Source organism: Microbacterium sp. Nx66, from assembly GCF_904066215.1.
GTDB classification, from domain to species: Bacteria; Actinomycetota; Actinomycetes; order Actinomycetales; family Microbacteriaceae; genus Microbacterium; species Microbacterium meiriae.
Map to the genome: position 1 here is coordinate 2,133,442 of NZ_LR880474.1, position 26,013 is coordinate 2,159,454.

A 26,013-nucleotide genomic window follows, 5' to 3' on the forward strand; every position below is an offset into this window, starting at 1 on the left:
CATGACGGGCCGGGTACGGGCTCTTGGACGATTCTACCGCCGGTGGGGACGGAAGGCTCAGATCTCACGCGCGTTCATACGGGCGAGCAGCAGCGCCTCGGTCGCCACGGCGTGCCGGAAGGTGTCCAGATGCAGCGACTCGTTGGGGCTGTGCGCGCGGGAGTGCGGATCCTCCACGCCGGTGACGAGGATCTGCGCCTCGGGGAACTCCCGCACGAGATCCGCGATGAACGGGATCGACCCGCCGACACCGAGATCCACCGGGGGCACACCGTACCCGTCCCGCATGGCATCCCTGGTGAGCGCGACGGCCCACCCGCTCGTGTCCACGAGGAAAGGGTTGCCGAGGTCCACGTCGGAGAAGGTCAGCTCGGCGCCGAAGGGCGCGTGTGCGCGGAGGTGACGCTCGAGAGCCTCGTACGCGTCCTGGCCGGACTGGCCGGGGGCCACACGGGCGCTGATGACCACGGTCACCTCAGGGAGCAGCGTGTTCGAGGCCGCGGCGACACTCGTCGCATCGATGCCGATGACCGTGACGGAGGGCTTGTTCCAGATGCGGCTGAGGATCGTGCCGTCGCCGATGGGCGTGGTCCCCGGCAGGAGCCCGGCCTCGTCGCGCAGCGTCTCCTCGGTGTACTCAGGGGTCTCGGCGTCCCGCGCCGTCATCCCCTCGACGGCGACGGAGCCGTCCTCGTGCCACAGTGTGGCGAGGAGCCGCACGGTCGCCATCATGGCGTCGGGCACCGCTCCGCCGAACATCCCGGAGTGCGAGGCGTGGTCGAGCGTGCGCACCTTCATGGTGAAGCGCGCGTTGCCACGGAGCGAGACGGTCAGGCCGGGCGTGACCGAGTCCCAGTTGCCGGAGTCCGCGACCACGATCGCGTCGGCGCGGAGGGCGTCCTTGTTGTCGGAGAGGAACTGGGCGAAGGACCGCGAACCGTACTCCTCCTCCCCCTCGACGAACATCGCGATGCCGAGGTCGAGGTCGTCGCCGAGCACCTCCGCGACCGCGCGGATCGCCCCGATGTGCGCCATGATCCCCGCCTTGTCGTCTGCGGCGCCGCGGCCGTACAGGCGGCCGTCCCGCACGGTGGGCTCGAACGGCGGCGTCTCCCACAGGGCGTCGTCCCCCGGAGGCTGCACGTCGTGGTGGGCGTAGAGGAGGATCGTCGGCTTGCCGTTCCGTGCCGCGCGCGTCGCGAGCACCGCGGGCTGACCCTGCTCGTCGGTGCCGGGGATGTCGGCACGGAGCACGGTCACCTCGTCGAAGACGCCGGTGCCACGCGCGAGGGTGGCAACGGCGTCGGCGCTGCGCTCCAGCTGCGTCTGATCGAAGGCAGGCCAGGCCATGCCGGGGATGCGCACGAGGTTCCCGAGGTCCGACAGCGCGGAGGGGATACCGGTGGCGACGGCTTCGAGGACGGCGGCGTCGGACTCGCTGGGAAGAGCAGGTGAGGTCATGCGAGTAATCTTAAGGCGACCCACCCCAGCGAACCGAGGAACCTCGTGGCCACTACCCCCGCCTCCCCTTCGACGAACGACGACGCCCCCCAGACGCCTGCCGTCGGCAAGGGACGCGCGACGCCGACCCGCGCCGAGCAGGAGGCCGCCCGTCGCCGCCCCCTCGTGGCGAACACCAAGGAGGCCAAGGCCGCGGCCCGCGCCGAGCTCAACGAGCGCCGCGCGAAGGCGCAGGCGGGCATGGCCGCAGGCGAGGAGAAGTACCTCCCCGCGCGCGACAAGGGCCCGCAGCGTCGGTGGGTGCGCGACTACGTGGACGCCGGCTGGCACCCCGCCGAGTTCGTCATGGGGGTCATGGTGCTCGTCATCCTGGCCTCGCTGCTGCCGACGAACATGATGATCTCGTTCTACGCGTACCTGTTCATGATGGCGTACCTCGTCATCGCGATCGGCGGCATGATCCTCCTCGGCATGCGGGTCAAGCGCAAGGCGGCCGCGAAGTTCGGCAAGGACCGCGTCGAGAAGGGCCTCGGCTGGTACGCGGGTATGCGTGCCCTGCAGATGCGCTTCATGCGCCTGCCGAAGCCGCAGGTCAAGCGCGGGCAGTACCCGGACTGACCAGTCCCCGGTTGATCTCGCGGCCCCAGAACGGTCCGCGGTAGAGGAACGCCGTGTAGCCCTGGACCAGGGTGGCCCCGGCATCCAGACGCTCCTGCACATCCGCCGCCGTCTCGACACCGCCCACCGCGATCACGCAGAAGTCCTCGGGGACCGCGGTGCGGACGACCCGGAGGACCTCGAGCGACCGCTTCTTGAGCGGAGCACCGGAGAGACCGCCCGCGCCGGCCGCCTCGACAGCGGCCGCATCGGTGCAGAGCCCGTCCCGGCTGATCGTCGTGTTGTGCGCGATGATGCCCGCGAGCCCCTCCTCGACGGCGAGGCGCGCGATCGCGGCGATCTCGTCATCCGGCAGATCGGGGGCGATCTTCACGAGCAGCGGGGTCGCCCCGGCTGCCTCGCGGACGGCCCGCAGCAACGGCGCCAGCGTCTCGACGGCCTGCAGACCGCGAAGTCCAGGGGTGTTCGGCGACGAGACGTTGACGGCGAGGTAGTCGGCGAGCGGGGCCAGTCGGGTGGCCGACGCGACATAGTCCGCCACGGCGTCCTCGACGTCCACCACACGGCTCTTGCCGATGTTGACGCCGATCACCGTGTCGGGCGCGCCACGACGAAGCCGTGCGAGACGACGGGCTGCGGCATCCGCACCACGGTTGTTGAAGCCCATGCGGTTGATCACCGCGCGGTCCTCGACCAGTCGGAACAGCCGGGGCTTCGGATTGCCCTCCTGCGGGACGGCCGTGACCGTTCCGACCTCGACGTGCCCGAAGCCGAGCGCTGCCAGGCCACGGACGCCGACGGCGTTCTTGTCGAACCCGGCCGCGACGCCGAACGGCGAAGGGAACGTCAGCCCCAGCGCCTCGACCCGCAGGGAGGGGTCGGGCCGGGTCATCGCGCGCGTGGCCCACGAGAACGGCGGCACACCGAGCACGCGGATCACCGCCATACCGGCGTGGTGGGCGAACTCGGGATCGAAGCGCGAGAGGACGGCGCGGAAGAGCAGCGGATACATCCCTGCCAGATTACCGGTCCGCCGCCTCCGCCTTGGCGTGGTCGGCCCGGAGGTCGCCGATGGCGGACTCGAAGTCCTCGAGCGAGTCGAACGCCTGATAGACGCTCGCGAAGCGGAGGAACGCGACCTCGTCGAGCTCCCGGAGCGGTCCGAGGATCGCGAGGCCGATCTCGTTCGTGTCGAGCTGGGAGACACCGGTCTGCCGGACCGCCTCCTCCACGCGCTGCGCGAGGATCGCGAGGTCTGCCTCGGTCACGGGACGCCCCTGACAGGCCTTCCGCACTCCGGAGATGACCTTCTCCCTGCTGAACGGCTCCATGACGCCCGAGCGCTTGATGACGTTCAGGCTCGCGGTCTCCGTCGTCGAGAAACGTCCCCCGCATTCCGGACACTGGCGACGACGACGGATGGAGAGCCCGTCGTCGCTGGTGCGCGAGTCGATGACCCGGGAATCGGGGTGACGGCAGAAGGGGCAGTGCATCTGACAGATCCTACGCGGTGAAACGGGCCTCGATCGCCTCGCCGTGGGCGGGGAGCACCTCGGTGTCGGCCAGCGCGACGACGCCGTCCCGGACGGCGGCGAGGGCGTCGCGGTCGTACGACACGACCTGCTGCGGGCGGAGGAATGTGTACGCACCGAGGCCCGGGGCGTAGCGCGCCTGACCGCCCGTCGGCAGGACGTGGTTGCTGCCGGCCATGTAGTCGCCGAGACTGACCGGCGTCTGATCGCCGACGAACACGGCACCCGCGCTCGTGAAGACGGTGGCCGCCTCCTCCGCGTCGGCGAGGTGCAGTTCCAGGTGCTCCGGGGCGTAGGCATTGCTGAACGCGATCGCCGCCGCCCTGTCGTCCACGAGCACGATCGCCGACTGCGGCCCGGACAACGCCGCCGCGACGCGCTCGCTGTGCCGGGTGCGCGCAGCCTGCCGTTCGACCTCGGCCCTGACCTGCTCGGCGATCTCCACCGCGTCGGTCACGAGGACGGCCGAGGCCTGCTCGTCGTGCTCGGCCTGGCTGACGAGGTCGGCGGCGATGAGACGGGGGTCGGACGCGGCGTCCGCGACGACGAGGATCTCGGTCGCGCCGGCCTCGGAGTCCGTGCCGACGACCCCGGCCACGGCACGCTTCGCCGACGCGACGTAGTTGTTGCCCGGTCCGGATACCACGTCGACCGGATCGAGTCCCAGGCTCGCGGCGCCGTGGGCGAGTGCTCCGATGGCTCCGGCCCCGCCCATCGCATAGACCTCGGAGACGCCGAGCAGCGCCGCCGCGGCGAGGATCGTCGGGTGGACACGGCCGTCCTGATCCGCCTGCGGCGGCGAGGCGAGGGCGATCTGCTGCACCCCGGCGACCTGCGCGGGGACGACGTTCATGACCACGCTGGACGGGTAGACGGCTTTGCCTCCGGGGATGTACACCCCGACGCGAGACACCGGCTGCCACCGCTGCGTGATGGTCGCTCCCTCGCCGATCCGCGTCACCTGCGGGGCGGGGACCTGCGCGGCCGAGGCGAGACGCACACGGCGGATGGCCTCCTCGAGCGCTGCGCGGACCGTGGGAGTGAGATCCGACAGGGCTTCCGCGAGGTGGGACTCCGGAACACGAACCGCGTGACCGACGACGCGGTCGAAGCGCTCCGCCTGCTCGCGCAGCGCGTCCTCGCCGCGTTCCCGCACGTCGTCCACGAGGCGCGCCGCGGTGTCGAGCGCCTCGGCCCGAGCCTGGGTCGCGCGCGGGACGGCGGCGAGCATGTCAGCGGGCGAGAGCTCGCGCCCCCGCAGATCGATCGTGCGCATGTCAGCCCTTCGTGATGCCGGCGATGTCGTGGAGGTAGCCGATACGGCCGTCGTCGTGACGCACGACGAAGGCGCCGCCCCGGTCCTCGATCACGAGTGCCCAGGCGGTCGGGCCGATGCGGAAGATCGGCTCTCCGCGTTCGTCGTGCACGTCGCGCTCCGTCGGGGCGAGGATCCAGAAGGGCTGCGCCTCAACAGCACTCTGTCGCTGAGCGGCAGCCTGCGGATCGGCGTGGTCGCTGATCACCGGGTGCACAGCGGTCGCGTCGTCCGGTGTCGGCTCCTGGGCGGCGGCGAGCTCCTCCTCGGAGAGTGCCTTGGCGCCGAGCAGCGACTCGATGCTGCCGGTGTCGGACACGATCTCGGGCTGCTCCCCGCGGGAACGCCGCGAGTAGACCGGGGTGTACTCGGGTTCCGAGGTGACAGGGACGGTTCCGGTCCCCCCACCCGAGGCGTGTGCGGTGAGCGGAACGCGATCCGCGTCGTCCACGGAGGCGCCGCGGTCGGCGGTGGCCGTCTCACGGACGTCGACGGCGTCCTCCTGGTCCGCGGGGGTCGGCTCGAGGTCGGCATCGGCGATCACGGCCGTCTCATCCGCCGCAGGAGAGCTCGGGAGGACGGCGTCCGCAGACGCCTCGGCCGCCGATCCACTCGGCGTCGCCTCGGGACGCGGGCGTGCGATCACCGGGCGCACGGGGTTCGCGTTGCGGTGGGCGAGCGTGACGAGCCGCCCCTGGAAATCCTCCTTGAGCCCCGGGATGAGAGGCGCGAAGACGGTGAGGACGACGAGGGCGGTGGAGGTGATGACCTGCACGACCGCGTTCCAGGGCAGCCCCCAGTTCCCCGTGGAGATGACCGCCGAGAGGGCGAGCCACAGGTTGCCGGCCCACACGCAGGCCGCGACCGAGAACGCCACGGAGGCGAACTGGTCGATGCCCAGCGAACCGACGCGACGGATGCCGTCCGGCGAGAAGCGCCGGAGGACGAGGAGGAAGACGGCCACCGTGGGCACGCCGATCGGCAGGATCCACTGGATGCCGATGCCCCACAGGGAGATGCCGCCGCTGAGCGGGAAGAAGGAGACGAGGAAGGAGACCAGCCAGACGCCCACGATCAGCAGCTCGCGCAGCGTGAAGCCGAGGATGCCGTACTCCGGCGTGACCTCGTCGTCGTAGAGGACGCCGTCCTCATCGCTGAACACCGCTTCGGCGTCCGGCTCGGGAAGATCCGTGCTCATAGTCGTCCTTTCCTCATCGGCGCACCACGACTTTCCGGTGCTCTCGACGGCTCCCGATCCTACTCGCTCACCCCAGACAGGTTGGTCCGAGCAGAGACTTGAGGTCACCGAAGAGGTCGGCCGAGACCTTCACCGGCATGGGCACCTCGAACACCTTCGCCGTGCCCGCGCGGTGCACGCGGAGCAGCACCTCGGTGTCCCCGCTGTGCCGCCGGAGGACCTCGGCCAGCTCCGTCATGACCCGCTCGGTGGCGCGCTGCTCGGCGAGGACGAGCGACAGCGGGCCTGCAGCGTCGAAGGAGCCGACGTCGGGTGCGAACGCGGACTGCGCATGCAGGTTCAGCCCGTCGTCACGGCGCGAGACCCGTCCACGCACCGCGAGGATGGCGTCCTGCTGCAGGGTGTGCTGGAACTCGAGGTAGGTCTTGCCCATGAACATCACGGTGACCTCACCGTTGAAGTCCTCCACGGTGATCATGCCGTACGGGTTCCCACTCGCCTTCGCCACACGATGCTGCACGCTGGTGACGAGGCCGGCCACGGTGACCTGATCGCCGTCCTGCAGATCCTCGGAGTTGTTGAGGTCGTGGATGGAGATCGAGGCGTGCTTCGCGAGCGGCACCTCGAGACCGGCGAGCGGATGATCCGAGACGTAGAGGCCGAGCATCTCGCGCTCGAACGCGAGCTTGTCCTTCTTGATCCATTCCGGACGTGGGGGCACCTTCGCGGGCGCCGCCTCCTCCATCCCGTCGTAGAGACTGTCGAAATCGAAGCCGATGGCGCCCTGCGCCTCGTTCCGCTTCCTGTCGACCGCCGCCTCCACGGCGTCTTCATGGATCTCGAGGAGCGCGCGACGGGTGTCCCCCATCGAGTCGAAGGCACCGGCCTTGATGAGCGATTCGACCGTGCGCTTGTTGGCGACGTGCAGGGGAACCTTGTCGAGGAAGTGATGGAAGGACGTAAACCGCTCGTCCTTGCGGGACTGCACGATGCCGTCGACGACGTTCGTGCCGACGTTGCGGACCGCGCCGAGACCGAAGCGGATGTCGTCGCCGACGGCCGCGAAGAAGTTGATCGACTCGGAGACGTCCGGCGGCAGCACCTTGATGCCCATCCGGCGGCACTCGTTCAGGTAGAGCGCCATCTTGTCCTTCGAGTCGCCGACGCTCGTCAGGAGCGCGGCCATGTACTCGGCCGGGTAGTGCGCCTTGAGGTACGCGGTCCAGTACGACACGAGACCGTACGCAGCGGAGTGCGCTTTGTTGAAGGCGTAGTCGGAGAACGGCAGGAGGATGTCCCAGAGCGCCTTGACCGCCCCCTCGCCGAAGCCGCGTTCGGTCATTCCGGCCGCGAACCCCGCGTACTGCTTGTCCAGCTCGGACTTCTTCTTCTTGCCCATCGCGCGGCGCAGGATGTCGGCTTGACCGAGGCTGAATCCGGCGACCTTCTGCGCGATCGCCATGACCTGCTCCTGGTAGATGATGAGTCCGTAGGACTCCTCCAGGATCTCCGCGAGCGGTTCCGCCAGCTCGGGATGGATCGGGGAGATCTCCTGCTGACCGTTCTTGCGCAGCGCGTAGTTGGTGTGGGAGTTCGCTCCCATCGGTCCAGGACGGTACAGCGCGATGAGGGCCGAGATGTCGCCGAAGTTGTCCGGCTTCATGAGTCGCATGAGCGAGCGCAGCGGCGGGCTGTCGAGCTGGAACACGCCGAGGGTGTCGCCACGGGCCAGCAGTTCGTAGACGGCGGGGTCATCGAGCCCGAGGTGCTCCAGATCGAGCTCCTCGCCGCGGTTCATCCGGATGTTGTCCAGCGCGTCCGAGATGATCGTCAGGTTCCGGAGGCCCAGGAAGTCCATCTTGATGAGGCCGAGGGACTCGCACGACGGGTAGTCGAACTGCGTGACGATCTGGCCGTCCTGCTCCCGGCGCATGATCGGGATGATGTCGAGCAGGGGCTCGGACGACATGATGACGCCGGCGGCATGCACGCCCCACTGCCGCTTCAGCCCCTCGAGCCCGAGAGCCCGGTCGAAGACGGTCTTCGCCTCCGGATCGGTCTCGATGAGGGCGCGGAACTCGCTGGCCTCCTTGTAGCGGGGGTGCGCGGAATCGAACATGCCGTCCAGCGGCATGTCCTTGCCCATCACCGCCGGGGGCATCGCCTTGGTGAGCCGCTCCCCCATGCTGAACGGGAACCCGAGCACGCGACCGGCGTCCTTGAGGGCCTGCTTCGACTTGATCGTGCCGTAGGTGACGATCTGCGCGACGCGCTCGGAGCCGTACTTCCGGGTCACGTACTCGATGACCTCGCCGCGGCGACGATCGTCGAAGTCGACGTCGAAGTCGGGCATCGAGACGCGGTCGGGGTTGAGGAAGCGCTCGAAGATCAGACCGTGCTCGAGGGGATCGAGATCCGTGATCTTCATAGCGTAGGCGACCATCGAGCCGGCACCGGAGCCACGACCCGGGCCGACGCGGATGCCGTTGTCCTTCGCCCAGTTGATGAAGTCGGCGACGACGAGGAAGTAGCCGGGGAAGCCCATCTGCAGGATGATCCCGGTCTCGTACTCGGCCTGCTTGCGCACCTTGTCCGGGATGCCGCTGGGGTACCGGTAGTGGAGGCCCTTCTCGACCTCCTTGATCAGCCAGCTGTCCTCGGTCTCGCCGTCCGGGACCGGGAACCGCGGCATGTAGTTCGCCGAGGTGTTGAACTCGACCTCGCAGCGCTCGGCGATCAGGAGCGTGTTGTCGCAGGCCTCCGGGTGGTCCCGGAAGAGCTGCCGCATCTCGGCGGCGGTCTTGATGTAGTAGCCGTCGCCGTCGAACTTGAAGCGGTTCGGGTCGTCGAGCGTGGAGCCGGACTGCACGCACAGCAGGGCGGCGTGGGCGTCGGCTTCGTGCTGGTGGGTGTAGTGCGAGTCGTTGGTGGCCACGAGCGGGATGCCGAGGTCTTTCGCGAGCCGCAGCAGGTCGGTCATGACACGGCGCTCGATGGAGAGACCGTGGTCCATGATCTCGGCGAAGTAGTTCTCCTTGCCGAAGATGTCCTGGAACTCCGCCGCCGCGGCCCTGGCGGCGTCGTACTGGCCGAGCCGGAGCCGGGTCTGCACCTCCCCCGACGGGCACCCCGTCGTGGCGATGAGACCCTTGCCGTAGGTCTGGAGCAGCTCGCGGTCCATGCGGGGCTTGAAGTAGTAGCCCTCCATGCTCGACAGCGAGCTCAGCCGGAAGAGGTTGTGCATGCCCTCGGTGCTCTGGCTCCACATGGTCATGTGGGTGTAGGCGCCCGAACCCGAGACGTCGTCGCTGCGCTGGTCCGCCGAGCCCCACTGCACCCGGGTCTTGTCGCTGCGGTGCGTGCCCGGGGTGACGTAGGCCTCGAGACCGACGATGGGTTTGATGCCGGCGTTGCGCGCGGCGTTGTAGAACTCGAACGCCGCGAAGGTGTTCCCGTGGTCCGTCACCGCGATCGCCGGCATGCCGTAATCGGCGGCCGCCTGGGTCATCGCGTTGATCTTCGCGGCCCCGTCGAGCATCGAGTACTCGCTGTGCACGTGCAGGTGGACGAAGGAGTCGGATGCCATGCTTCGAGTCTACGTTCGGCCCCGGACACCGGCATGCGTCGCGCTCCCCCAGCGAGCGCGCCGCGGAACCCGGTTCACGCGTCCTCGCGGAGGTCCAGCCGCATGAGCACGCGGGGGAACCCGTCGAGCACCGAGCCCGTGTCCGCGACCTTGCGGAATCCCGCGCTCTCGAAGAGACGCCGCGTGCCCACGTACGCCATCGTCAGGTTCACCTTCGCCCCGGCGTTGTCGACCGGGTACCCCTCGACGGCGGGGGCGCCGCGCTCTCTGGCGTAGGCGACGGCTCCCTCGATGAGCGCATGCGACACGCCCTGCTTGCGGTGCCCCGGCCGGACTCGGAAGCACCACAGCGACCACACGTCGAGGTCGTCGAGGTGCGGGATGAGGCGGTTGCGCGCGAAACTCGTGTCGCGTCGAGGGTGCAGCGCCGCCCAGCCGACCGGCTCGTCGTCGAGGTAGGCGAGCACACCGGGAGGGGGATCCTGGTGGCAGAGCTCGCGCACCCGGTCGGCACGCGCGGGACCGCGCAGGGAGACGTTCTCCTTGTTGCCGATCCGGTAGCTCAGACAGAAGCAGACGTTCGACGTCGGCTTCTTCGGTCCCACCACCGCCGCGACGTCGTCGAAGACCGTCGCCGGACGCACCACGATGCTCATGCGGTCAGTGTGGCGGAGACCACCGACACCGCGGAAGCGACGCTCCGCGGGACCTATTCTCCGCGGAGCACGTCCAGTGCGTGCTGGAAGTCGTCCGGATAGGGCGAGGTGAACTGCACCCAGTCCCCCGTCGTCGGATGCGCGAAGGCGAGCTGATGCGCGTGCAGCCACTGCCGGGTGAGACCGAGCCGGGCGGACAGCGTCGGGTCGGCACCGTACAGCGGATCGCCGACACACGGGTGGCGGTGCGCGGCCATGTGCACGCGGATCTGGTGGGTGCGGCCCGTCTCCAGGTGGATCTCGAGCAGGGAGGCACCGGGGAACGCCTCGAGGGTCTCGTAGTGCGTCACGGAGGGCTTGCCGTCCGGGACGACCGCGAACTTCCAGGAGTGGTTCGGGTGCCGACCGATCGGGGCGTCGATCGTACCCACGAGCGGGTCCGGATGCCCCTGCACCACCGCGTGATAGATCTTCTCGACCGTGCGCTCCTTGAACGCCCTCTTCAGAGCGGTGTAGGCGGCCTCGCTCTTGGCGACGACCATGAGCCCGCTCGTCCCCACGTCCAGCCGGTGCACGACGCCTTGACGCTCCGGCGCGCCGCTCGTGGCGACGCGGAACCCGGCGGCGGCGAGAGCACCGACGACCGTGGGGCCCTCCCACCCGAGCGAGGGATGGGCGGCGACGCCGGTCGGCTTGTCGACGACGACGATGTCGTCGTCGTCGTACACGATGCCGAGCTCGGGCACCGCGATCGGGACGATCTTCGGCCCTTCCTTCGGCTCCCACTCGACGTCGAGCCAGGCACCGCCACGCAGGCGGTCCGACTTGTCGAGGGTGACGCCGTCCAGGCGGACGCCGCCCGACCCGGCCACCTCGGCCGCGAAGGTCCGCGAGAACCCGAGGAGCTTGGCGAGGGCGGCGTCGACGCGCGTGCCATCGAGCCCGTCCGGGACGGGCAGCGACCGGGACTCCACGCTCAGCGCCCCTCGGACGCGGCGGCCGCCTCGGCGTCCTCGTCGGTCTCGACCGGGGCGTGGTCCTTCTCCCGCGTGCCGTCGAAGCGCAGTCCGAACACGACGAGCAAGGCGACCGAGATCATCCCGGTGACGATGAAGATGTCGGCGACGTTGAAGATGGCCGGCATCATCCACGGCATCGAGATCATGTCGACCACGTGGCCGACGGGGAAACCGGGCTCGCGGAACAGTCGGTCCGACAGATTGCCCAGCACGCCGCCGAGCAGGCAGCCGAGGACGACCGCCCAGAGGCGCGAACGCAGCCCGAACGCCTTCCAGACGATGACACCCGCCACCACCGCGAGAGCGATCGTGAAGATCCAGGTCACGCCGGAGCCGAGGGAGAACGCCGCGCCGGGATTGCGCACGTAGTAGAGCTGCAGGAACTCTCCGAGAACCGGGACCGCCTCGTGCAGCGGCAGGTTCTCGATCGTGAGGTACTTCACAAACTGATCGGCGGCCAGCACGACCGCTGCGAGAATCGCAACGATCGCACCGGCCGCCGACCGACGAAGGGGACGACGTCCTGACAAGAGGGCGCCTTACAGACCGATCGCGGAGACCGGGGTGGAGTCCGTGGACGCCGACTTCTCGTCGAGCTCGCGGAGCTGGCCCTCGATGTAGCCGCGGAGCTGCGAGCGGTAGTCGCGCTCGAAGTTGCGCAGCTCGGTGATGCGGGCCTCCAGCGTGTTGCGCTCGCGCTCGAGACGTGCGGTCTCCTCGCGCTGCTTCGCCTCGGCCTCCGTGCGGATGCGGGCGACCTCGGCCTCGGCCTCGGAGATGAGCTGGTTGCGCTTCGCCTCACCCTCGGCGACGTGCTCGTCGTGCAGACGCTGCGCGAGCTCGATGATGCCGGCGGTGGCGGTCGCGGAGCCGGTCGGTGCGGCGTCGGCGGCGGGTGCCTCGACCGCGGGGGCCGGAGCGGGAGTGGCGGCAGCCGGCTCGGCAGCGGCGGGAGCGGGGGTGGAACCCGACTCGTACGCGGCGAGCTTCGCCTTCAGCTCGGCGTTCTCCTCGAGGGCCTTGCGCCACTCGATGACGATCTCGTCGAGGAAGTCGTCGACCTCGTCCGGGTCGAAGCCGTCCTTGAAGCGGACGTGCTGGAACTGCTTGGTGACGACGTCATCCGGGGTAAGTGCCATGGGTGGCTCCTCTTTCGATGAGTTCGATTGCCAGTACCGATGTATGGCGTGTTCGTGATGTGGCGCGAACCCGGGGCGCGCACCTGGGTGCCAGCATAGCCCCCGAGCCTTGGCGTCGCGATGCCACGACACCCAGGCTCGGACAACTCGCGGCGGTTCCCCGGTGCGACACGCGGGGTGGTCAGCGGATGAACAACCGGACGATGTTCATCAGGATCAGCACGACCAGCAGGGTCAGCGCGAAGCCGAAATCCAGCGACAGCTGGCCGATGCGCAGCGGAGGGATGATCCGCCGGAAGAACCGGATGGGCGGATCCGTGACGGTGTAGACCGCTTCAGCGGCCACGAGGCCGAAACCCTTCGGACGCCACTCCCGATTGAACATCGGGATGTAGTCGAGGATAAGCCGCGCGAAGAGCACGAGGATGTACACCAGCAGCATCAGATGGACGATGCTGGCGAGGACCGAGACCAGCTGCACGGTCTAGGAGTGGTCGAAGCCCGCAGACTCGGCGTCTGCGTGGGCGATGCCCCCGTGACCCGACACCGCGATGTTCTCCGGCGACAGCAGGAAGACCTTCGAGGTCACCCGCTCGATGCGACCGTAGAGGCCGAGGGAGAGACCGCTCGCGAAGTCGATGAGGCGGCGCGCATCGGCGTCGCTCATCTGGGAGAGGTTGATGATGACCGGGACGCCCTCGCGGAAGCTCTCCGCGATCAGCTGGGCGTCGCGGTACTGCTTCGGGTGGACGGTGAGGATCTCGTTCACGGCTCCTGCTGCGGGCTGGCGGACGGCGACGGGACGACGGAGCGGCGTGACGGGAGCCGGAGCCGGCTCTTCGCGGTCACGCTCACGCTCGCGCTGGGCACGGGCGGGCGCCGGCGTCTCCTCCTCGTAGACCTCTTCCTCATCGGCGAGGCCGAGATACACCATGGTCTTCTTCAGCGGGTTACCCATCGTGTCCTCCGGTTCGAACGTTTCGGGCTGGTCTTGTCACAGGTTAGCCCCGGGCGGGGCGCGGGCCCGTGATTGCGGAACCGATCCGCAGGTGTGTCGCGCCGGCGGCGATCGCCTCGGCGAAATCGCCGGTCATCCCGGCGGAGATCCAGGTCGCCTCGGGGGCGACCGATCGCACGTCGTCGGCGATCCGCCGCAGGCGGTCGAAGGCGGCCGTGGGCTCCTCATCGAGAGGAGCCACCGCCATGACGCCGCGGAGGCGCAGTGAGGGCAGGGTGAGCACGTGCTCGGCCAACGCCACCGCGGAGGCCGGGGCGACGCCTCCGCGCCCTTCGTCCTCCGTCAGATTCACCTGCACGAGCACGTCGAGCACGTCGTCGTCCACGGCGGCTCGGTGCAGGGCATCGGCGAAGCGGTCACGGTCGACGGAGTGGACCACGTCGGCACTCCGCCTGATCGCGGAGGCCTTGTTCGTCTGGCCCTGTCCGATGAAGTGCCACTCGAGGTCGAGACCGGCGAGCTCGGTCTCCTTGGCGGTGAGCTCCTGCTGTCGGTTCTCCCCCACCGCGTGCACTCCGAGGGCGTGCAGATCGCGCACCAGGGAGGCGGGGTGGAACTTCGTGACGACGATCCGGGTGATCTCCGCCGGCGAACGGCCGGCGGCACGCGCGGCGTCGGCGATCCTCTCGTCGATCGCCGACAGCCGCGCGGCCAGGTCCGATGGCGCCGAAGCGCCGACCGGCATCGTCACTTCAGGAATTCGGGGATGTCGATGTCGTCGTCGGCGAAGGCCGGCTCGATGCTCGTCGCCGGCGTGCGAGGCGCCGACGGCGCCGCGGTGGGCTCCGGCGCGCTCTTCTCCGTCGCGGGCTCGGTGGTCTCCGACAGCGCAACCTCGGGAAGCGACGCGGTCGAAGGACGCGAGACGACCATCGGGTCCAGCCGCAGCGAGGGCTCGCCGCCATCGAAGCCGGCGGCGATGACCGTCACTCGGACCTCGTCGCCCAGCGTGTCGTCGATGACGGTACCGAAGATGATGTTGGCCTCCGGGTGCGCAGCCTCCTTGACGAGGTCAGCCGCATCGTGGATCTCGAAGATGCCGAGGTTCGAGCCACCCTGGATCGACAGCAGCACACCGTGCGCACCCTCGATCGAGGCCTCGAGCAGCGGCGACTCGACGGCGAGCTCGGCGGCCTTGATCGCGCGGTCGGCGCCGCGCGCCGACCCGATGCCCATCAGCGCGGACCCTGCTCCCTGCATGACCGACTTCACGTCGGCGAAGTCGAGGTTGATGAGACCAGGGGTCGTGATGAGGTCCGTGATGCCCTGCACACCGGCGAGGAGCACCTGGTCGGCGGTCGCGAACGCCTCGATCATCGAGATGCCGCGGTCGCTGATCTCGAGCAGACGGTCGTTCGGGACGACGATGAGGGTGTCGACCTCTTCCTTCAGCTTCGCGACGCCTGCCTCGGCCTGGCTCTGGCGGCGGCGACCTTCGAAGGAGAACGGCTTCGTGACGACACCGATGGTCAGGGCACCGATCGACTTCGCGATACGGGCGACCACCGGGGCACCGCCGGTTCCCGTGCCGCCGCCCTCACCCGCGGTGACGAAGACCATGTCGGCGCCGGTCAGCGCCTGCTCGATCTCCTCCGCGTGGTCCTCGGCCGCGCGGCGGCCCACCTCCGGGTCCGCTCCGGCGCCGAGCCCGCGGGTGAGCTCACGGCCCACGTCGAGCTTGACGTCGGCGTCGCTCATGAGCAGCGCCTGGGCGTCGGTGTTGACGGCGATGAACTCGACTCCGCGGAGACCGAGCTCGATCATGCGGTTGACGGCGTTGACGCCGCCACCGCCGACGCCGACGACCTTGATCACGGCGAGGTAGTTCTGGTTCTGGCTCATGGCCGGCCTCCGATTAGTAGAGCCTGGAAGGGGCGAACCTTAAACCTCAACTAGAGGTGTAAAGTATTTCCCGGTATTGCGTTCTCTCAGATCGAAGGTAAGCGCCGCCTGCCCCTGCGCGCGCAGCGACATGGGCGTGTCGCGCCATTCCCGTCGAAACAGATCAGCCGACCACCGCGACGTCGGGTGAGGTGACGTCGATCGACGAGGCGTCGGGGTTCTTCACGAGCGCGGCGGAGAGCGCGAGCGCCTTCAACCCGGAGTCCTCCTGGCTCCCCCACACGACCGTGAGGCCCGAGTCGAGGGTCAAGGTCACGTCGTCCGCCGTCGAGGCGCGGACGCCGGTCAGCGCACTGCGGATGTCGGCAGGGAGAGCGCGGACCACGAGTCCCGCGCTGCGGAACGCCGGCGAGTCCATTCCCCCCTCGACCTCCACCAGCGGCTGCCCTGCCGGGCGTTCCGCCGTCGTCGAGAGGGCGACACCTGCGGCATCCACGAGAGTGAAGCCGGCACCCGACTCGACGACCCCGATCGGCGTGCGCTCCACGATGCGCACGGTCAGATCGTGCGGCGGTCGAGCCTCCAGGGCATAGGTCTCGATGAGCGGGAACGTCAGCAGCGCCGCCTTGACCTCGCTCGTGTCGACCAGGGCGAGGGGCGTCCCGAGCTGATCCGCCAGGGCCCCCTCGATCACCGCGGGATCGATCGTCGTGGTGCCGGTGACCGTGATGCGCTGCACGGCGAAGAGCGGGCTGTAAGCGGCAGCGACACTCCCCCCGATCAGCAGCACGACGGCCCCCACAGCGCTCAGCCAGACGATGCGGCGCCGCCGCGATCGGTGGGTGAACCGACGGATCTCCGCCCTGAGCGCCTTGCGGCGGGCGCGTGCCGCGCGCCAGACGTCCATCGAGGAACGAGGGCCCGCTTCCTCCTCCGTCTCCGCGTCGTCGGGCTCGACGGGCGCGGCGACGGCACCCTCGTCCGGAGCCGCCTGAGGCGCGGGACGCCGGCGGAGGATCCGCTCGGAGGCGACGTCCGTCTCCCCCGGAGTGTCCGGAGCGCTCGGGAGCGGGGGCGGCCGGCGCATGGGCTACGCCCCGTGGGTCCGGCGCAGCGACTCCAGCACCTGCGGGATGATCTGGTAGACGTTGCCGCAGCCGAGAGTCACGACGAAGTCGCCGTCCTTCGCGACAGACGCCGTGTAGTCGGCCGCTTCCTGCCAGTCGGCGACGAAGTGCACTCGGGACGGGTCGTCGAACGCCCCGCTCACCAGCTCGCCGGTCACGCCGGGCACCGGGTCCTCCCTGGCACCGTAGACGTCCAGCATCACGGTGTGGTCGGCGAGCTCCTCCAGGACGTCTGCGAACTCCTGGTACATGTGCTGCGTCCGCGAATACGTGTGCGGCTGCTGGATGGCGATCAGCCGGCCGGACCCGGCGATGCTGCGCATGGCCTCGAGCGCCGCACGCACCTCGGTCGGGTGGTGCGAGTAGTCGTCGTAGACGGTGACCCCGCGCTCCTCGCCGTGGCGCTCGAGACGACGGATCGTCCCCGCGAAGCCCTCGACGGCACGTACGGCGTCGCGGAGCGGGTGGCCGAGCGCGAGGAGGACGGCGACGGCGCCGGTCGCGTTGATCGCGTTGTGCACGCCGGGGACCGCGAGCTGCATGCGCTCGGTCTCGCCGCCGTGCGAGACGGCGGCGGCGACGGGGCCCGAGGTGACGATCTCGCTGACGCGGACGTCGGCGTCCTCGGCCTGCCCGAACGTGAGGATGCGCGGGTGCGACAACCCGGCCAGCACGCGGAGCGCGCCGGGGTCGTCGCTGGAGATGACGACCGCCTCGGATGCCGCGTCCGCGAAGCGCACGAAGGCGTCGTGGAAGGCCTCATCGGAGCCGTAGTGATCGAGATGATCGGGGTCGACGTTCGTGATGAGCGCGACCGCGGTGTCGTAGAGCAGGAAGGTCCCGTCCGACTCGTCGGCCTCGATGACGAACAGGTCGCCGTTCCCGGTCGCGCTGGAGGTGCCGAGCTGCTCGATCACGCCGCCGTTGACGAAGTGCGGATCGGCGCCGAGCGCGCGCAGAGCCGTGACGATCATGCCCGTCGAGGTGGTCTTGCCGTGGGCGCCGGCCACCGAGACGAGGCGTCGGGTGCCGATCAGCCAGTGCAGGGCCTGAGAGCGGTGGATGACGTGGAGGCCGCGCTCCTTGGCGGTGACGAACTCGGGGTTCTCCGGCCAGATGGCACCGGTGTGCACGACCGTGTCGGCGTCGCCGAGGTGGGCGGCGTCATGACCGACGTGGACGGTCGCCCCCGCGGCGGCCAGCGCCCGTAGGTTGTCGCTGTCGGCGCGGTCGCTGCCGGAGACACGGATGCCCGCGTCGAGGAACATCTTCGCGAGTCCGCTCATCCCGGATCCACCGATGCCGATGAAGTGCGCGGAGGTGATCGTGTCGGGGATGGGGAGGGAGAGGTCGGGTCTGATCATGTCCGCTTCAGTCTACTTTTCGTTCTCGTCCGGACGGCGGCGTCACGCCGCACCGAGGGCACGGTCGATCATCGCGACGACGTTCTCGGTGCCGGTGCGGGTGCCCGCGGTCTCCGCCGCCTCCGCCATCCGCCGGATGCGGTCACGGTCGCCGAGCAGCGGCACCACGATACGTCGGACCGCATCGCCGTCGAAGGTCGCGTCATCGAGGAGCTGAGCGGCACCGGCGGCCACGGCGGATCCTGCGTTCAACCGCTGCTCTCCGTTGCCCACCGAGTACGGCACGTACAGCGCGGGAATCCCGAGCGCGCTGATCTCGCTCACGGTGGCCGACCCCGAACGCGACACGATGAGATCGGCCAGCGCGAACGCGAGGTCCATGCGGTCGATGTACCGGCGGAGGGCGTACCCGGGCACTCCAGGATCCGGCAGGTCGCTGCGCTCCCCGGTGACATGCAGCAGCTGCCAACCGGCGGCGAGGATGTCGCGCCAGGAGTCCGCCAGGGCGTCGTTCAACCGCTGCGCTCCGAGCGAGCCGCCGAAGACGAGAAGGACAGGACGATCGGCGTCGAGCCCGAAGTACTCGGCGGCCTCGGCGCGTCGAGCCGCCCGGTCGAGCGTGATGACCTCGCGCCGCAGCGGCATGCCGACCACCTCGCTCCCGCGGAGCGGCGTCCCGGCGAACGCGACTCCCACACCCGCGGCCGCACGGGCACCGAGCACGTTCGCCAGCCCGGGCTTCGCATTGGCCTCGTGGACGACGAAGGGCACGCGCTCGCGACGCGCGGCGACGTAGGCGGGTGCGGAGGCGTAGCCGCCGAAGCCCACCACGATGTCGATCCCGTGCTGCCGGATGTGCGCACGCACCTGGGCGATCGCCCGGCGGAACCGCGCGGGGAACGCGGCGGCCTGCGCGTTCGGGCGCCGCGGGAACGGCACCTTGTCGACGATGAGCAGCTCGTAACCACGCTCGGGGACGAGACGGGACTCCAGGCCCTCCGCCGTGCCGAGCACGAGGATCGTCGCCGACGGGTCACGCTCACGCAGCGCATCGGCGACCGCGAGCAACGGATTGACATGGCCGGCGGTGCCACCGCCGGCGAGGAGGTACGAAGTCACCTCGCGACCCTACCCCGCTCGGCTGACTGCTTCTCGGCGACCGGGATGGTCCGCGCGAAGGCCAGCAGGACGCCGCAGGCGACGAGCACGGCGAAGAGTGCCGTTCCCCCCTGGGACATGAACGGCAGGGGCACACCCATCACCGGGAACACGCCGATGACGACGCCGACGTTCAGGACGGCCTGACCGACGATCCAGACCGTGATCCCACCCGCGGCGACGCGGATGAAGGGATCCGACGTCTTACGGATCACATGGAACGCACCGACCGTGAAGAACGTGAACAGGGCGAGGACGACGATGCAGCCGATCAGCCCGAGCTCCTCGCCGACGATCGCGAAGATGAAGTCGTTGCCCGCGGCGGGGAGCCAGCCGTACTTCTCCTGGGAGTTGCCGAGGCCGAGTCCGAAGATCCCGCCGGAGGCCATGCCCCAGATGCCATGGATCGACTGGTAGCAGTCGGTGTAGTACAGCGCCATGTCATCGCACGTCGCGGTGATGCGACGCATGCGGTCCTCGCTGGAGAGCGCGTAGGCGAGCACCGCGACCACGCCCAGGATCATCGGGATGATGAAGAGGCGCAGCTTCACGCCCGAGAAGAAGAGACAGCCGAGCAGGATGAGGACCATCACCATCGCGGTCCCGAGGTCCTTGCCGGCGAGGACGGTGCCGATGGCCAGCGCCCCGACCGGGATCACGGGGATGAAGACGTGATGCCAGGTCCCGAGCATGGTCTGCTTGCGCAGCAGGACCGCGGCGATCCACAGGGCGAGGGCCAGCTTGAGGAACTCGGACGGCTGCATCTGGAAACCCGCCACCTGGATCCAGTTCCGGTTTCCGCCGTCGGCGATGCCGAGCGGTGTGAACACGAGGAGCTGGAGGGCGATGGCTCCGAACAGCGCCGGCCAGGCCATTCGCTTGAGGAACGCCACAGGGAAGCGGCTGATGAGGAACATCATCGGGATACCGAGCAGGGCGAACACACCTTGCCGGAGAGCGCCGTCCAACGGGTTCTGCGCCTTGGCCACCGCCGTCGCGCTCGTCGCGGACAGCACCATCACGAGACCGAAGATCGTCAGGAGCAGGGCGGTCGACGCGATCAGCAGGAACTCGGTCGACACCGGGGTGAACCGGCGTCCGAGCGAGACCCGCGCGGCGAGGCCACCCGACTCAGACCGCGGAGGGCGAGCCACCTGCGTCATCGGCGCTCCCCCGATCGATCCACTCCCGCACCGCTTCGGCGAAGCGGTGGCCGCGATCCGCATAGCTGGAGAACTGGTCGAAGGACGCGGCGGCGGGAGCGAGGAGCACAGTGCCCTCCCCGTCGACGATCCCCGCCGCGATCTCCACGACGCGGTTCATGACCTGTCCAGTGTCGCCAGCTTCGACCTCGAAGACCGGCACCGTCGGCGCGTGTCGCTCGAATGCCGCGACGACGGCTGTGCGGTCCGCTCCGATGACGACCGCCGCGCGCGCGGTGGAGCCCGCGTCCGCGACGAGATCGGCGATGTCGACGCCCTTGAGATCACCGCCGACGACCCACACCGCACCGGGGTACGCGCGCAGTGACGACGCGGCCGCGTGCGGGTTCGTCGCCTTGGAGTCGTCGACCCAGGTGATGCCGGCGTGGCGCGCGACCACCTCGATGCGGTGCGCGTCCAGGCGGAAGGTCTGCAGCGCCCCGTGGATGGCCTCGGGCTCGACCCCGAGAGAACGGGCGAGGGCACTGGCGGCCAGGATGTTCTGAACGATGTGCGGTGCCGACAGCCCTGCGGCCTCCAGGTCGGCGACCGTGGTCAGTTCCAGGGCGCTGCGGGCTCGATCGTCGAGGAACGCCCGGTCGACGAGCAGCCCCTCCACGACGCCGAGATCGCTCGGGCCGGGGATGCCGAGATCGAAGCCGATGGCGCGGGCGCCCTCGACGACGTCGGCCTCCTCGACCATCCGGCGCGTCGCCTCGTCGGCCTTGTTGTAGACGCAGGCGACCCGCGTGTTGCGGTACACCAGCGCCTTCGCGTCCCGGTAAGCCTGAGCGCTGCCATGCCAGACGAGATGATCGTCGGCGAGGTTCAGGCAGACTGCGGCGTGCGGGAACAGCTCCCCCTCCGAACGCGACAGTCCGAGGTACCAGAGCTGGTGGCTGGAGAGCTCGACGACGAGCACGTCGAAGCCGGCGGGGTCGCGGACCGCGTCGAGCACGGGGACGCCGATGTTGCCGCACGGCGCGGCGCGCAGGCCACCGGCGACGAGCAGCGTCGCCGTGAGCTGGGTCGTCGTCGTCTTGCCGTTGGTCCCGGTGATGAGCACCCAGTCCGCCGGCGTGCCGTCCGCGCGGAGGACCTTGTCGCGCACCCGCCAGGCGAGCTCGACGTCACCCCAGAGCGCGATGCCCTCGTCCTGAACCCAACGGATGACCGGGTGCGCCGGGGCGAAGCCAGGGGACGCGATGACGACCTCGGGCCCGAACGCCCTCAGCGCCTCGGGCACGGCGTCCAGCGGACCGAGCTCCAACCGGGCACCGATGACGGGGAGCAGGCGGGCGTACTCCTCCTCCGCGGACTCGCTGAGCACGAGGACGTCGGCACCGAGCTCGGCGAGGGTGTCGGCCACGGAGAAGCCGGTCATGGAGAGGCCGAGGACGGCGACGCGCAGGCCGCTCCAGTCTGCGTGCCAGCTCGTCAGCCCGGCCAGACGCTCAGCCGACACGGGTCAGCCATTCGACGTAGAAGAGCCCGACGGCCGACACCGCGAGAAGACCCGCGATGATCCACATGCGCACCACGATGGTGACCTCCGACCAGCCCCGCATCTCGAGGTGGTGGTGGAACGGGCTCATCAGGAACAGCCGCTTGCCGCGGGTGATCTTGAAGTAGGCGCGCTGCAGGATCACGGATCCGGAGGCGAGCACGAAGACGCCGGCGATGATGAGGAGCAGCAGTTCGGTGCGGGTCATGACCGCCATCGCGGTGATGACGCCACCGATGGCCATCGAGCCTACGTCTCCCATGAACACCTTCGCCTTGGGCGCGTTCCACCACAGGAACCCGATGAGACTGGCGGCGAAAGAGGCCGAGATGATGGCGAGGTTGAACGGGTCGCGCACCTCGTAACAGCCGCCGAGCGAGCCCGGATCACCGCCGATGCAGGGCTGCTTGAACTGCCAGAACGCGATGAGGCTGTAGGCGCCGACGACGATCACGCCCGCGCCGGCGGCGAGGCCGTCGAGGCCGTCGGTGAGGTTGACGCTGTTGGAGGTCGCGACCCCGATGATCGAGATCCAGGCGAGGTAGAGGATCCAGCCCAGGATGACGCCGAACGCGAAGAGGTTCAGCCAGGTGATGTCCCGGAAGAGGGAGATCGACGCACTGGCCGGCGTCTGCCCCCACTTGTTCGGGAAGTTCAGTGCCACGATGCCGAAGGGGATCACGACGATGAGCTGACCGATCACCTTCCGCCACCCCGACAGCCCGAGGCTGCGCTGGCTGCGCACCTTCATGTAGTCGTCGATGAATCCGACCACACCGAAGCCGACCATGAGCCAGATCACCAGGATGGCGGACAGCGCCGGCGTCTCGCCGCTGACGAGGACCCCGGTGAAGTAGCCCACGATCGAGCCGAGGATGAAGATGACACCACCCATGGTCGGGGTGCCGCGCTTCGCCTCGTGGCTCGGGTTGCCCGCAGCCTCCGGGGTACGGATGACCTGCCCCCAGCCCCACTTGCGGAAGAGCCGGAGGAAGACGGGAGTCAGGAAGAGAGTGAAGGCGAGCGAGATGGCCGCCGCCATGATGAGGGACCTCACGAGAACAATTCTCCCAGACGATCGCCGAGATGCCGGAGGCCCACGGAGTTGGACGACTTCACCAGGACCCGGTCTCCGTCACGCAGCTCGGTACGGAGGTACTCGAACGCAGCGTCCTGGTCCGGCAGATGCACGGCTTCGCTGTCCCATGACCCCTCGCCGACGGCGGCGAGGTAGAGCCGCCGTGCCTCCGGGCCGACGACGACGATGCGTCGGATGTTGAGACGCACGGCGAGGAGGCCGATGCGATCGTGCTCCTCCCCTGCGCTCTCGCCGAGCTCGCTCATCGCGCCGAGGACGGCGACCGTGCGCTCGTCGGGGCCGGTGATCTGGGCGAGGGTCCGCAGGGCGGCCGCCATCGAGTCGGGACTGGCGTTGTACGCGTCGTTGATGATGCGGACGCGGTCGTTGCCCAGCGGCTGCATCCGCCACCGCTCGGCGATCTCGACGGTCTCCAACCGGGAGACGGCATCGGCCGGGGCCACGCCGAGCTCGACGGCGGCGGTGATCGCGGCGAGGGCGTTGCTGACGTGGTGGGCGCCGAGGACGCGCAGGCGCAGTGGCAGCCGCTCCCCTGCGACCTCGATCACGCACTGCGTGCCGGAGGCCGAGACCTCGATCTCCCGCGCGTGCACGACAGCCGCAGCCGACTGGCCGAAGCCGACGACCCGGAGGCCGCGGCTCTCCGCGAGCTCGCGCATCGCCCACACCCGGGCGTCGTCCGCGTTGAGCACGGCGATGCCGGGCACGCGGGCCGCGGCGACGAGCTCGGACTTGGCCTTCGCCGTGGCCTCGATGCCGCCGAAGCCGCCCGCGTGCGCCATGCCGACCATCAGCACGACCACCAGGTCCGGCTCGACGAGACCGGCGAGCCGCGCGATGCTGCCCGGCGCGGCAGCCCCGAACTCGCTCACCAGGAATCGGGTGTCGTGCGTGACGCGGAGCATCGTCACCGGGGCGCCGACCTCGTTGTTGAAGGACTTCACCGGGGCGACGGTCTCGCCCTCGTCCTCGAGGATGCGGGCGAGGAAGTTCTTGGTGGTCGTCTTGCCGTTCGAGCCGGTGATGCCGACGATGCGCAGGTTCCCCCCGGCGCGCACGCGCGCCACGACCTCGCGCGCCAGCTCGCCGAGGGCGACCACGGCATCGGACACGACGATCTGCGAGACATCGACGTCGACGGGGTGCTCGACGATCGCCAGGACCGCACCGGCTTCGGCGGCGGCACCGACGAAGCGGTGCCCGTCGGTCTCGGCGCCGGGCTTGGCGACGAAGATCGACCCGGCCTCCATGGTGCGCGAATCGGTGTCGACGATCCCGTCGACCACCGTCTCCGGCGTGTGCTCTCCGGCCACGCGCAGTTCACCACCGATGGCGGCGGCGATCTCAGCGAGCGTCAAGGCGATCATGTCATCTCCATGCGCGGCTCTCGCCGGCTATCCGAACTTGGGGAGGAGCGCGTCCATCGGGACAGAGGACGGCATCACGCGATAGGTCTTCATCACCTGCGTCATCGCCTTCTGGAAGGCGGAAGCGGTGGCCGCGGACGATACAACCTTAGTCGGCTCGTCGAGGGTGACCACGACGACGTACTGCGGGTCGTCGACGGGCGCGAAGCCCACCATGCTCGTGTAGTACACGCCTGCCTTGTAGCCGCCCTTGCCGTCCGAGACCTGCGCGGTACCGGTCTTGCTGGTCACCCGGTATCCGGGAACCTGGATGCGATCGGCGTTCCCGCCCTGCACGGCGACGTTCTCGAGCATGCGGGTCAGATCGGCGGCGGTCTGCTCCTTCACGATCTGCTCGTGCTTCGGCTTCGGCGTCTCCGTGACCGTCCCGTCGGGCGCCGTGCAGGACTCCACCATCGACAGGTCGATCTTCTCCCCGCCGTTGGCGATGGCCTGGTACGCGCCGGCGAGCTGCGGGGCCGTCACCGTGAAGTACTGGCCGAACGTCGTCGTGTAGAGGGACTGGCTGTCCCAGTCGCTCACCGGGTGCAGGATGCCTCCCACTTCGGAGGGGAAGTCCAGGGTCTTCTGCCCGACCCCGAAGCGCTGCAGGTAGTCGTAGCGGACCTCGGGGGCGACCATCGTGCCGAACTTCGACAGCGCGGTGTTGGAGGAGTCGATCAGTCCGCCCGCGAGCGTGTAGTTGTAGGCCGGGTGGCTGAACGCGTCGTTGACCACGGCGCCGTTCGGGAAGGTCTCGCGCGAGGAGGCCGTCACGGTGCTGAGCGGGGTGAGGCCCGCACCCTCCATCGCCGCCGCCGCGGTGATCGCCTTGAACGTCGAACCGGGCTCGAAGTCGCGGTGGAAGATCTGGCTGTATCGCGTCTCCGGAGTCGAGGAGTCCAGGTCGTTCGGGTCCATGGCCGGCCATTCGGCCGCGGCCCGGATCTTGCCGGTGCCCACCTCGACGACCGTGACGGTTCCGCCCTTCGCGCCCTGCTTCTGGGCCTCCTCGCCGATCATCTGCTGGAGGTACCACTGCAGGTCGCTGTTGATCGTGAGCTGCACGGTGCCGCCGTCGACGGCGTCGGTGACCGACTCGCTCCCCGGGATCACGACGCCGTCCTTGCCCTTGCGATACGTCTTCTCCCCATCGATCGGCGCGAGGCACGATTCCTCGAGCTGCTCGACGCCGGCCTTGGCCTCCCCGGTGTTGTCGAGGAAGCCCAGCACGTTCCCGGCGACCGCGCCGTTGGGATAGACCCGGGTCTCGCGCGGCGTCAGGGCGAGGTACGACCCCAGGCCGAGGTCGCGGAGCGCGATGAACTGCTCGGTGTTGAGCCCCGTCTTCAGGGGTGCGTACTGGCTGTTCGGGTTCTCGGCGAGGGCATCGGAGACGCGTGTGCGGATCTCGTCTCCCGGTACCCCCGTGATCGCGGCGATCTTCTCTGAGGCCTCGGCCCAGGGCAGCGCAGGATCCTTCTCCTCCGTGAGCCTGATGACCTGAGGACTGAGCTGCGCGTCGTAGACCATCACGCTCGACGCGAGGACTGTGCCCTCGGCGTCGACGATGGATCCCCGCTGTCCGGGGATCGTCGAGCCGTCGCCGATGTGCTCGAGGGATTGGTTGACGTGCTCGTCGGCGCTCACCACCTGGATGTCGATGAGGCGGACGACGAACGCCACCAGGATCGAAAGGATGACCGCCAGTGCGACGACGGTGCGTCGCCGCGGTCCGCGCGTGGCTCGTGTCGTCATGGGATCTCTCC

Annotated in this window: 23 protein-coding genes; 1 reads left to right on the forward strand and 22 read right to left on the reverse strand. The window is 69.4% G+C overall.

The window, feature by feature from the left end; all coding sequences use genetic code 11:
- Positions 1-57 precede the first annotated feature (57 nt).
- Positions 58-1,461: a dipeptidase gene (locus MICNX66_RS10185; RefSeq protein ID WP_187661780.1), complete on the reverse strand. Its 1,404-nt coding sequence runs from the start codon at positions 1,459-1,461 to the stop codon at positions 58-60.
- Positions 1,462-1,506: 45 nt separating this feature from the next.
- Between MICNX66_RS10185 and MICNX66_RS10190 the strand changes: the two genes are divergently transcribed.
- The gene (locus tag MICNX66_RS10190) at positions 1,507-2,079 is read left to right on the forward strand and encodes a DUF3043 domain-containing protein (RefSeq protein ID WP_060921218.1); all 573 of its coding nucleotides are present in this window, start codon (positions 1,507-1,509) and stop codon (positions 2,077-2,079) included.
- Here the strand turns inward: MICNX66_RS10190 and MICNX66_RS10195 are convergent.
- From MICNX66_RS10195 to MICNX66_RS10295, 21 genes are all read right to left on the reverse strand, one after another.
- On the reverse strand, positions 2,054-3,091 hold the full coding sequence (locus MICNX66_RS10195) for a quinone-dependent dihydroorotate dehydrogenase (protein ID WP_187661781.1): 1,038 nt from the start codon (positions 3,089-3,091) through the stop codon (positions 2,054-2,056). The two genes, MICNX66_RS10190 and MICNX66_RS10195, sit on opposite strands and share 26 nt — an antisense overlap.
- Before the next feature lie 10 nt (positions 3,092-3,101).
- Complete coding sequence (gene nrdR / locus MICNX66_RS10200) at positions 3,102-3,572, reverse strand: transcriptional regulator NrdR (RefSeq protein WP_187661782.1); 471 nt, start codon at positions 3,570-3,572, stop codon at positions 3,102-3,104.
- Positions 3,573-3,582: 10 nt separating this feature from the next.
- Positions 3,583-4,887 carry a histidinol dehydrogenase gene (gene hisD / locus MICNX66_RS10205; protein WP_187661783.1) on the reverse strand — a complete coding sequence of 435 codons (1,305 nt, stop codon included), beginning with the start codon at positions 4,885-4,887 and terminating at the stop codon, positions 3,583-3,585.
- Between the two features lies 1 nt (position 4,888).
- The gene (locus tag MICNX66_RS10210; RefSeq protein WP_187661784.1) at positions 4,889-6,124 is read right to left on the reverse strand and encodes a hypothetical protein; all 1,236 of its coding nucleotides are present in this window, start codon (positions 6,122-6,124) and stop codon (positions 4,889-4,891) included.
- Positions 6,125-6,191: 67 nt separating this feature from the next.
- Positions 6,192-9,710 (reverse strand): DNA polymerase III subunit alpha, encoded by a 3,519-nt coding sequence (gene dnaE / locus MICNX66_RS10215; RefSeq protein WP_187661785.1) that lies wholly within the window; start codon positions 9,708-9,710, stop codon positions 6,192-6,194.
- A gap of 74 nt (positions 9,711-9,784) precedes the next feature.
- Entirely contained in the window at positions 9,785-10,366 is a 582-nt protein-coding gene (locus MICNX66_RS10220) for a GNAT family N-acetyltransferase (RefSeq protein ID WP_187661786.1), read from the reverse strand.
- A gap of 53 nt (positions 10,367-10,419) precedes the next feature.
- The gene (locus MICNX66_RS10225) at positions 10,420-11,340 is read right to left on the reverse strand and encodes an RluA family pseudouridine synthase (protein ID WP_187661787.1); all 921 of its coding nucleotides are present in this window, start codon (positions 11,338-11,340) and stop codon (positions 10,420-10,422) included.
- A 2-nt stretch (positions 11,341-11,342) separates the two neighbouring features.
- Positions 11,343-11,915 (reverse strand): signal peptidase II, encoded by a 573-nt coding sequence (lspA, locus tag MICNX66_RS10230; protein ID WP_283398736.1) that lies wholly within the window; start codon positions 11,913-11,915, stop codon positions 11,343-11,345.
- Between the two features lie 9 nt (positions 11,916-11,924).
- The gene (locus MICNX66_RS10235) at positions 11,925-12,524 is read right to left on the reverse strand and encodes a DivIVA domain-containing protein (protein ID WP_187661788.1); all 600 of its coding nucleotides are present in this window, start codon (positions 12,522-12,524) and stop codon (positions 11,925-11,927) included.
- A gap of 181 nt (positions 12,525-12,705) precedes the next feature.
- Positions 12,706-13,005, reverse strand: a complete 300-nt coding sequence (locus MICNX66_RS10240; RefSeq protein WP_187661789.1) for a YggT family protein — start codon at positions 13,003-13,005, stop codon at positions 12,706-12,708.
- Positions 13,006-13,008: 3 nt separating this feature from the next.
- Entirely contained in the window at positions 13,009-13,482 is a 474-nt protein-coding gene (locus MICNX66_RS10245; RefSeq protein WP_187661790.1) for a cell division protein SepF, read from the reverse strand.
- Positions 13,483-13,525: 43 nt separating this feature from the next.
- Positions 13,526-14,227 carry a YggS family pyridoxal phosphate-dependent enzyme gene (locus MICNX66_RS10250; protein ID WP_187664179.1) on the reverse strand — a complete coding sequence of 234 codons (702 nt, stop codon included), beginning with the start codon at positions 14,225-14,227 and terminating at the stop codon, positions 13,526-13,528.
- 2 nt (positions 14,228-14,229) lie between these two features.
- Positions 14,230-15,384: a cell division protein FtsZ gene (gene ftsZ, locus MICNX66_RS10255; protein WP_187661791.1), complete on the reverse strand. Its 1,155-nt coding sequence runs from the start codon at positions 15,382-15,384 to the stop codon at positions 14,230-14,232.
- Between the two features lie 163 nt (positions 15,385-15,547).
- Complete coding sequence (locus MICNX66_RS10260; protein ID WP_187661792.1) at positions 15,548-16,471, reverse strand: FtsQ-type POTRA domain-containing protein; 924 nt, start codon at positions 16,469-16,471, stop codon at positions 15,548-15,550.
- A gap of 3 nt (positions 16,472-16,474) precedes the next feature.
- Complete coding sequence (murC, locus tag MICNX66_RS10265) at positions 16,475-17,875, reverse strand: UDP-N-acetylmuramate--L-alanine ligase (protein ID WP_187661793.1); 1,401 nt, start codon at positions 17,873-17,875, stop codon at positions 16,475-16,477.
- 42 nt (positions 17,876-17,917) lie between these two features.
- The gene (locus MICNX66_RS10270; protein ID WP_187661794.1) at positions 17,918-18,994 is read right to left on the reverse strand and encodes a UDP-N-acetylglucosamine--N-acetylmuramyl-(pentapeptide) pyrophosphoryl-undecaprenol N-acetylglucosamine transferase; all 1,077 of its coding nucleotides are present in this window, start codon (positions 18,992-18,994) and stop codon (positions 17,918-17,920) included.
- A complete protein-coding gene (gene ftsW, locus MICNX66_RS10275; protein WP_187661795.1) occupies positions 18,991-20,196 on the reverse strand; it encodes a putative lipid II flippase FtsW in 1,206 nt (401 codons plus the stop codon). Before ftsW ends, MICNX66_RS10270 begins: the two co-directional genes overlap by 4 nt.
- Positions 20,165-21,700: a UDP-N-acetylmuramoyl-L-alanine--D-glutamate ligase gene (gene murD, locus MICNX66_RS10280; protein WP_187661796.1), complete on the reverse strand. Its 1,536-nt coding sequence runs from the start codon at positions 21,698-21,700 to the stop codon at positions 20,165-20,167. Before murD ends, ftsW begins: the two co-directional genes overlap by 32 nt.
- Positions 21,690-22,796 (reverse strand): phospho-N-acetylmuramoyl-pentapeptide-transferase, encoded by a 1,107-nt coding sequence (mraY, locus tag MICNX66_RS10285; protein ID WP_025105090.1) that lies wholly within the window; start codon positions 22,794-22,796, stop codon positions 21,690-21,692. Before mraY ends, murD begins: the two co-directional genes overlap by 11 nt.
- Positions 22,793-24,205: a UDP-N-acetylmuramoyl-tripeptide--D-alanyl-D-alanine ligase gene (locus MICNX66_RS10290; protein WP_187661797.1), complete on the reverse strand. Its 1,413-nt coding sequence runs from the start codon at positions 24,203-24,205 to the stop codon at positions 22,793-22,795. The genes mraY and MICNX66_RS10290 overlap by 4 nt, the downstream gene beginning before the upstream one ends.
- Positions 24,206-24,232: 27 nt before the next feature.
- Positions 24,233-26,002, reverse strand: coding sequence for a peptidoglycan D,D-transpeptidase FtsI family protein (locus tag MICNX66_RS10295; RefSeq protein ID WP_187661798.1), 1,770 nt, complete (start codon positions 26,000-26,002; stop codon positions 24,233-24,235).
- Between the last annotated feature and the right edge of the window lie 11 nt (positions 26,003-26,013).

Bases quoted from the DNA above. Each gene is read 5' to 3' on its own strand.
- MICNX66_RS10185 (WP_187661780.1), bottom strand. From the start codon at position 1,461: ATGACCTCACCTGCTCTTCCCAGCGAGTCCGACGCCGCCGTCCTCGAA.
- MICNX66_RS10195 (WP_187661781.1), bottom strand. From the start codon at position 3,091: ATGTATCCGCTGCTCTTCCGCGCCGTCCTCTCGCGCTTCGATCCCGAG.
- nrdR (WP_187661782.1), bottom strand. From the start codon at position 3,572: ATGCACTGCCCCTTCTGCCGTCACCCCGATTCCCGGGTCATCGACTCG.
- hisD (WP_187661783.1), bottom strand. From the start codon at position 4,887: ATGCGCACGATCGATCTGCGGGGGCGCGAGCTCTCGCCCGCTGACATG.
- MICNX66_RS10210 (WP_187661784.1), bottom strand. From the start codon at position 6,124: ATGAGCACGGATCTTCCCGAGCCGGACGCCGAAGCGGTGTTCAGCGAT.
- dnaE (WP_187661785.1), bottom strand. From the start codon at position 9,710: ATGGCATCCGACTCCTTCGTCCACCTGCACGTGCACAGCGAGTACTCG.
- MICNX66_RS10220 (WP_187661786.1), bottom strand. From the start codon at position 10,366: ATGAGCATCGTGGTGCGTCCGGCGACGGTCTTCGACGACGTCGCGGCG.
- MICNX66_RS10235 (WP_187661788.1), bottom strand. From the start codon at position 12,524: ATGGCACTTACCCCGGATGACGTCGTCACCAAGCAGTTCCAGCACGTC.
- MICNX66_RS10245 (WP_187661790.1), bottom strand. From the start codon at position 13,482: ATGGGTAACCCGCTGAAGAAGACCATGGTGTATCTCGGCCTCGCCGAT.
- MICNX66_RS10250 (WP_187664179.1), bottom strand. From the start codon at position 14,227: ATGCCGGTCGGCGCTTCGGCGCCATCGGACCTGGCCGCGCGGCTGTCG.
- ftsZ (WP_187661791.1), bottom strand. From the start codon at position 15,384: ATGAGCCAGAACCAGAACTACCTCGCCGTGATCAAGGTCGTCGGCGTC.
- MICNX66_RS10260 (WP_187661792.1), bottom strand. From the start codon at position 16,471: ATGCGCCGGCCGCCCCCGCTCCCGAGCGCTCCGGACACTCCGGGGGAG.
- murC (WP_187661793.1), bottom strand. From the start codon at position 17,875: ATGATCAGACCCGACCTCTCCCTCCCCATCCCCGACACGATCACCTCC.
- ftsW (WP_187661795.1), bottom strand. From the start codon at position 20,196: ATGACGCAGGTGGCTCGCCCTCCGCGGTCTGAGTCGGGTGGCCTCGCC.
- MICNX66_RS10290 (WP_187661797.1), bottom strand. From the start codon at position 24,205: ATGATCGCCTTGACGCTCGCTGAGATCGCCGCCGCCATCGGTGGTGAA.
- MICNX66_RS10295 (WP_187661798.1), bottom strand. From the start codon at position 26,002: ATGACGACACGAGCCACGCGCGGACCGCGGCGACGCACCGTCGTCGCA.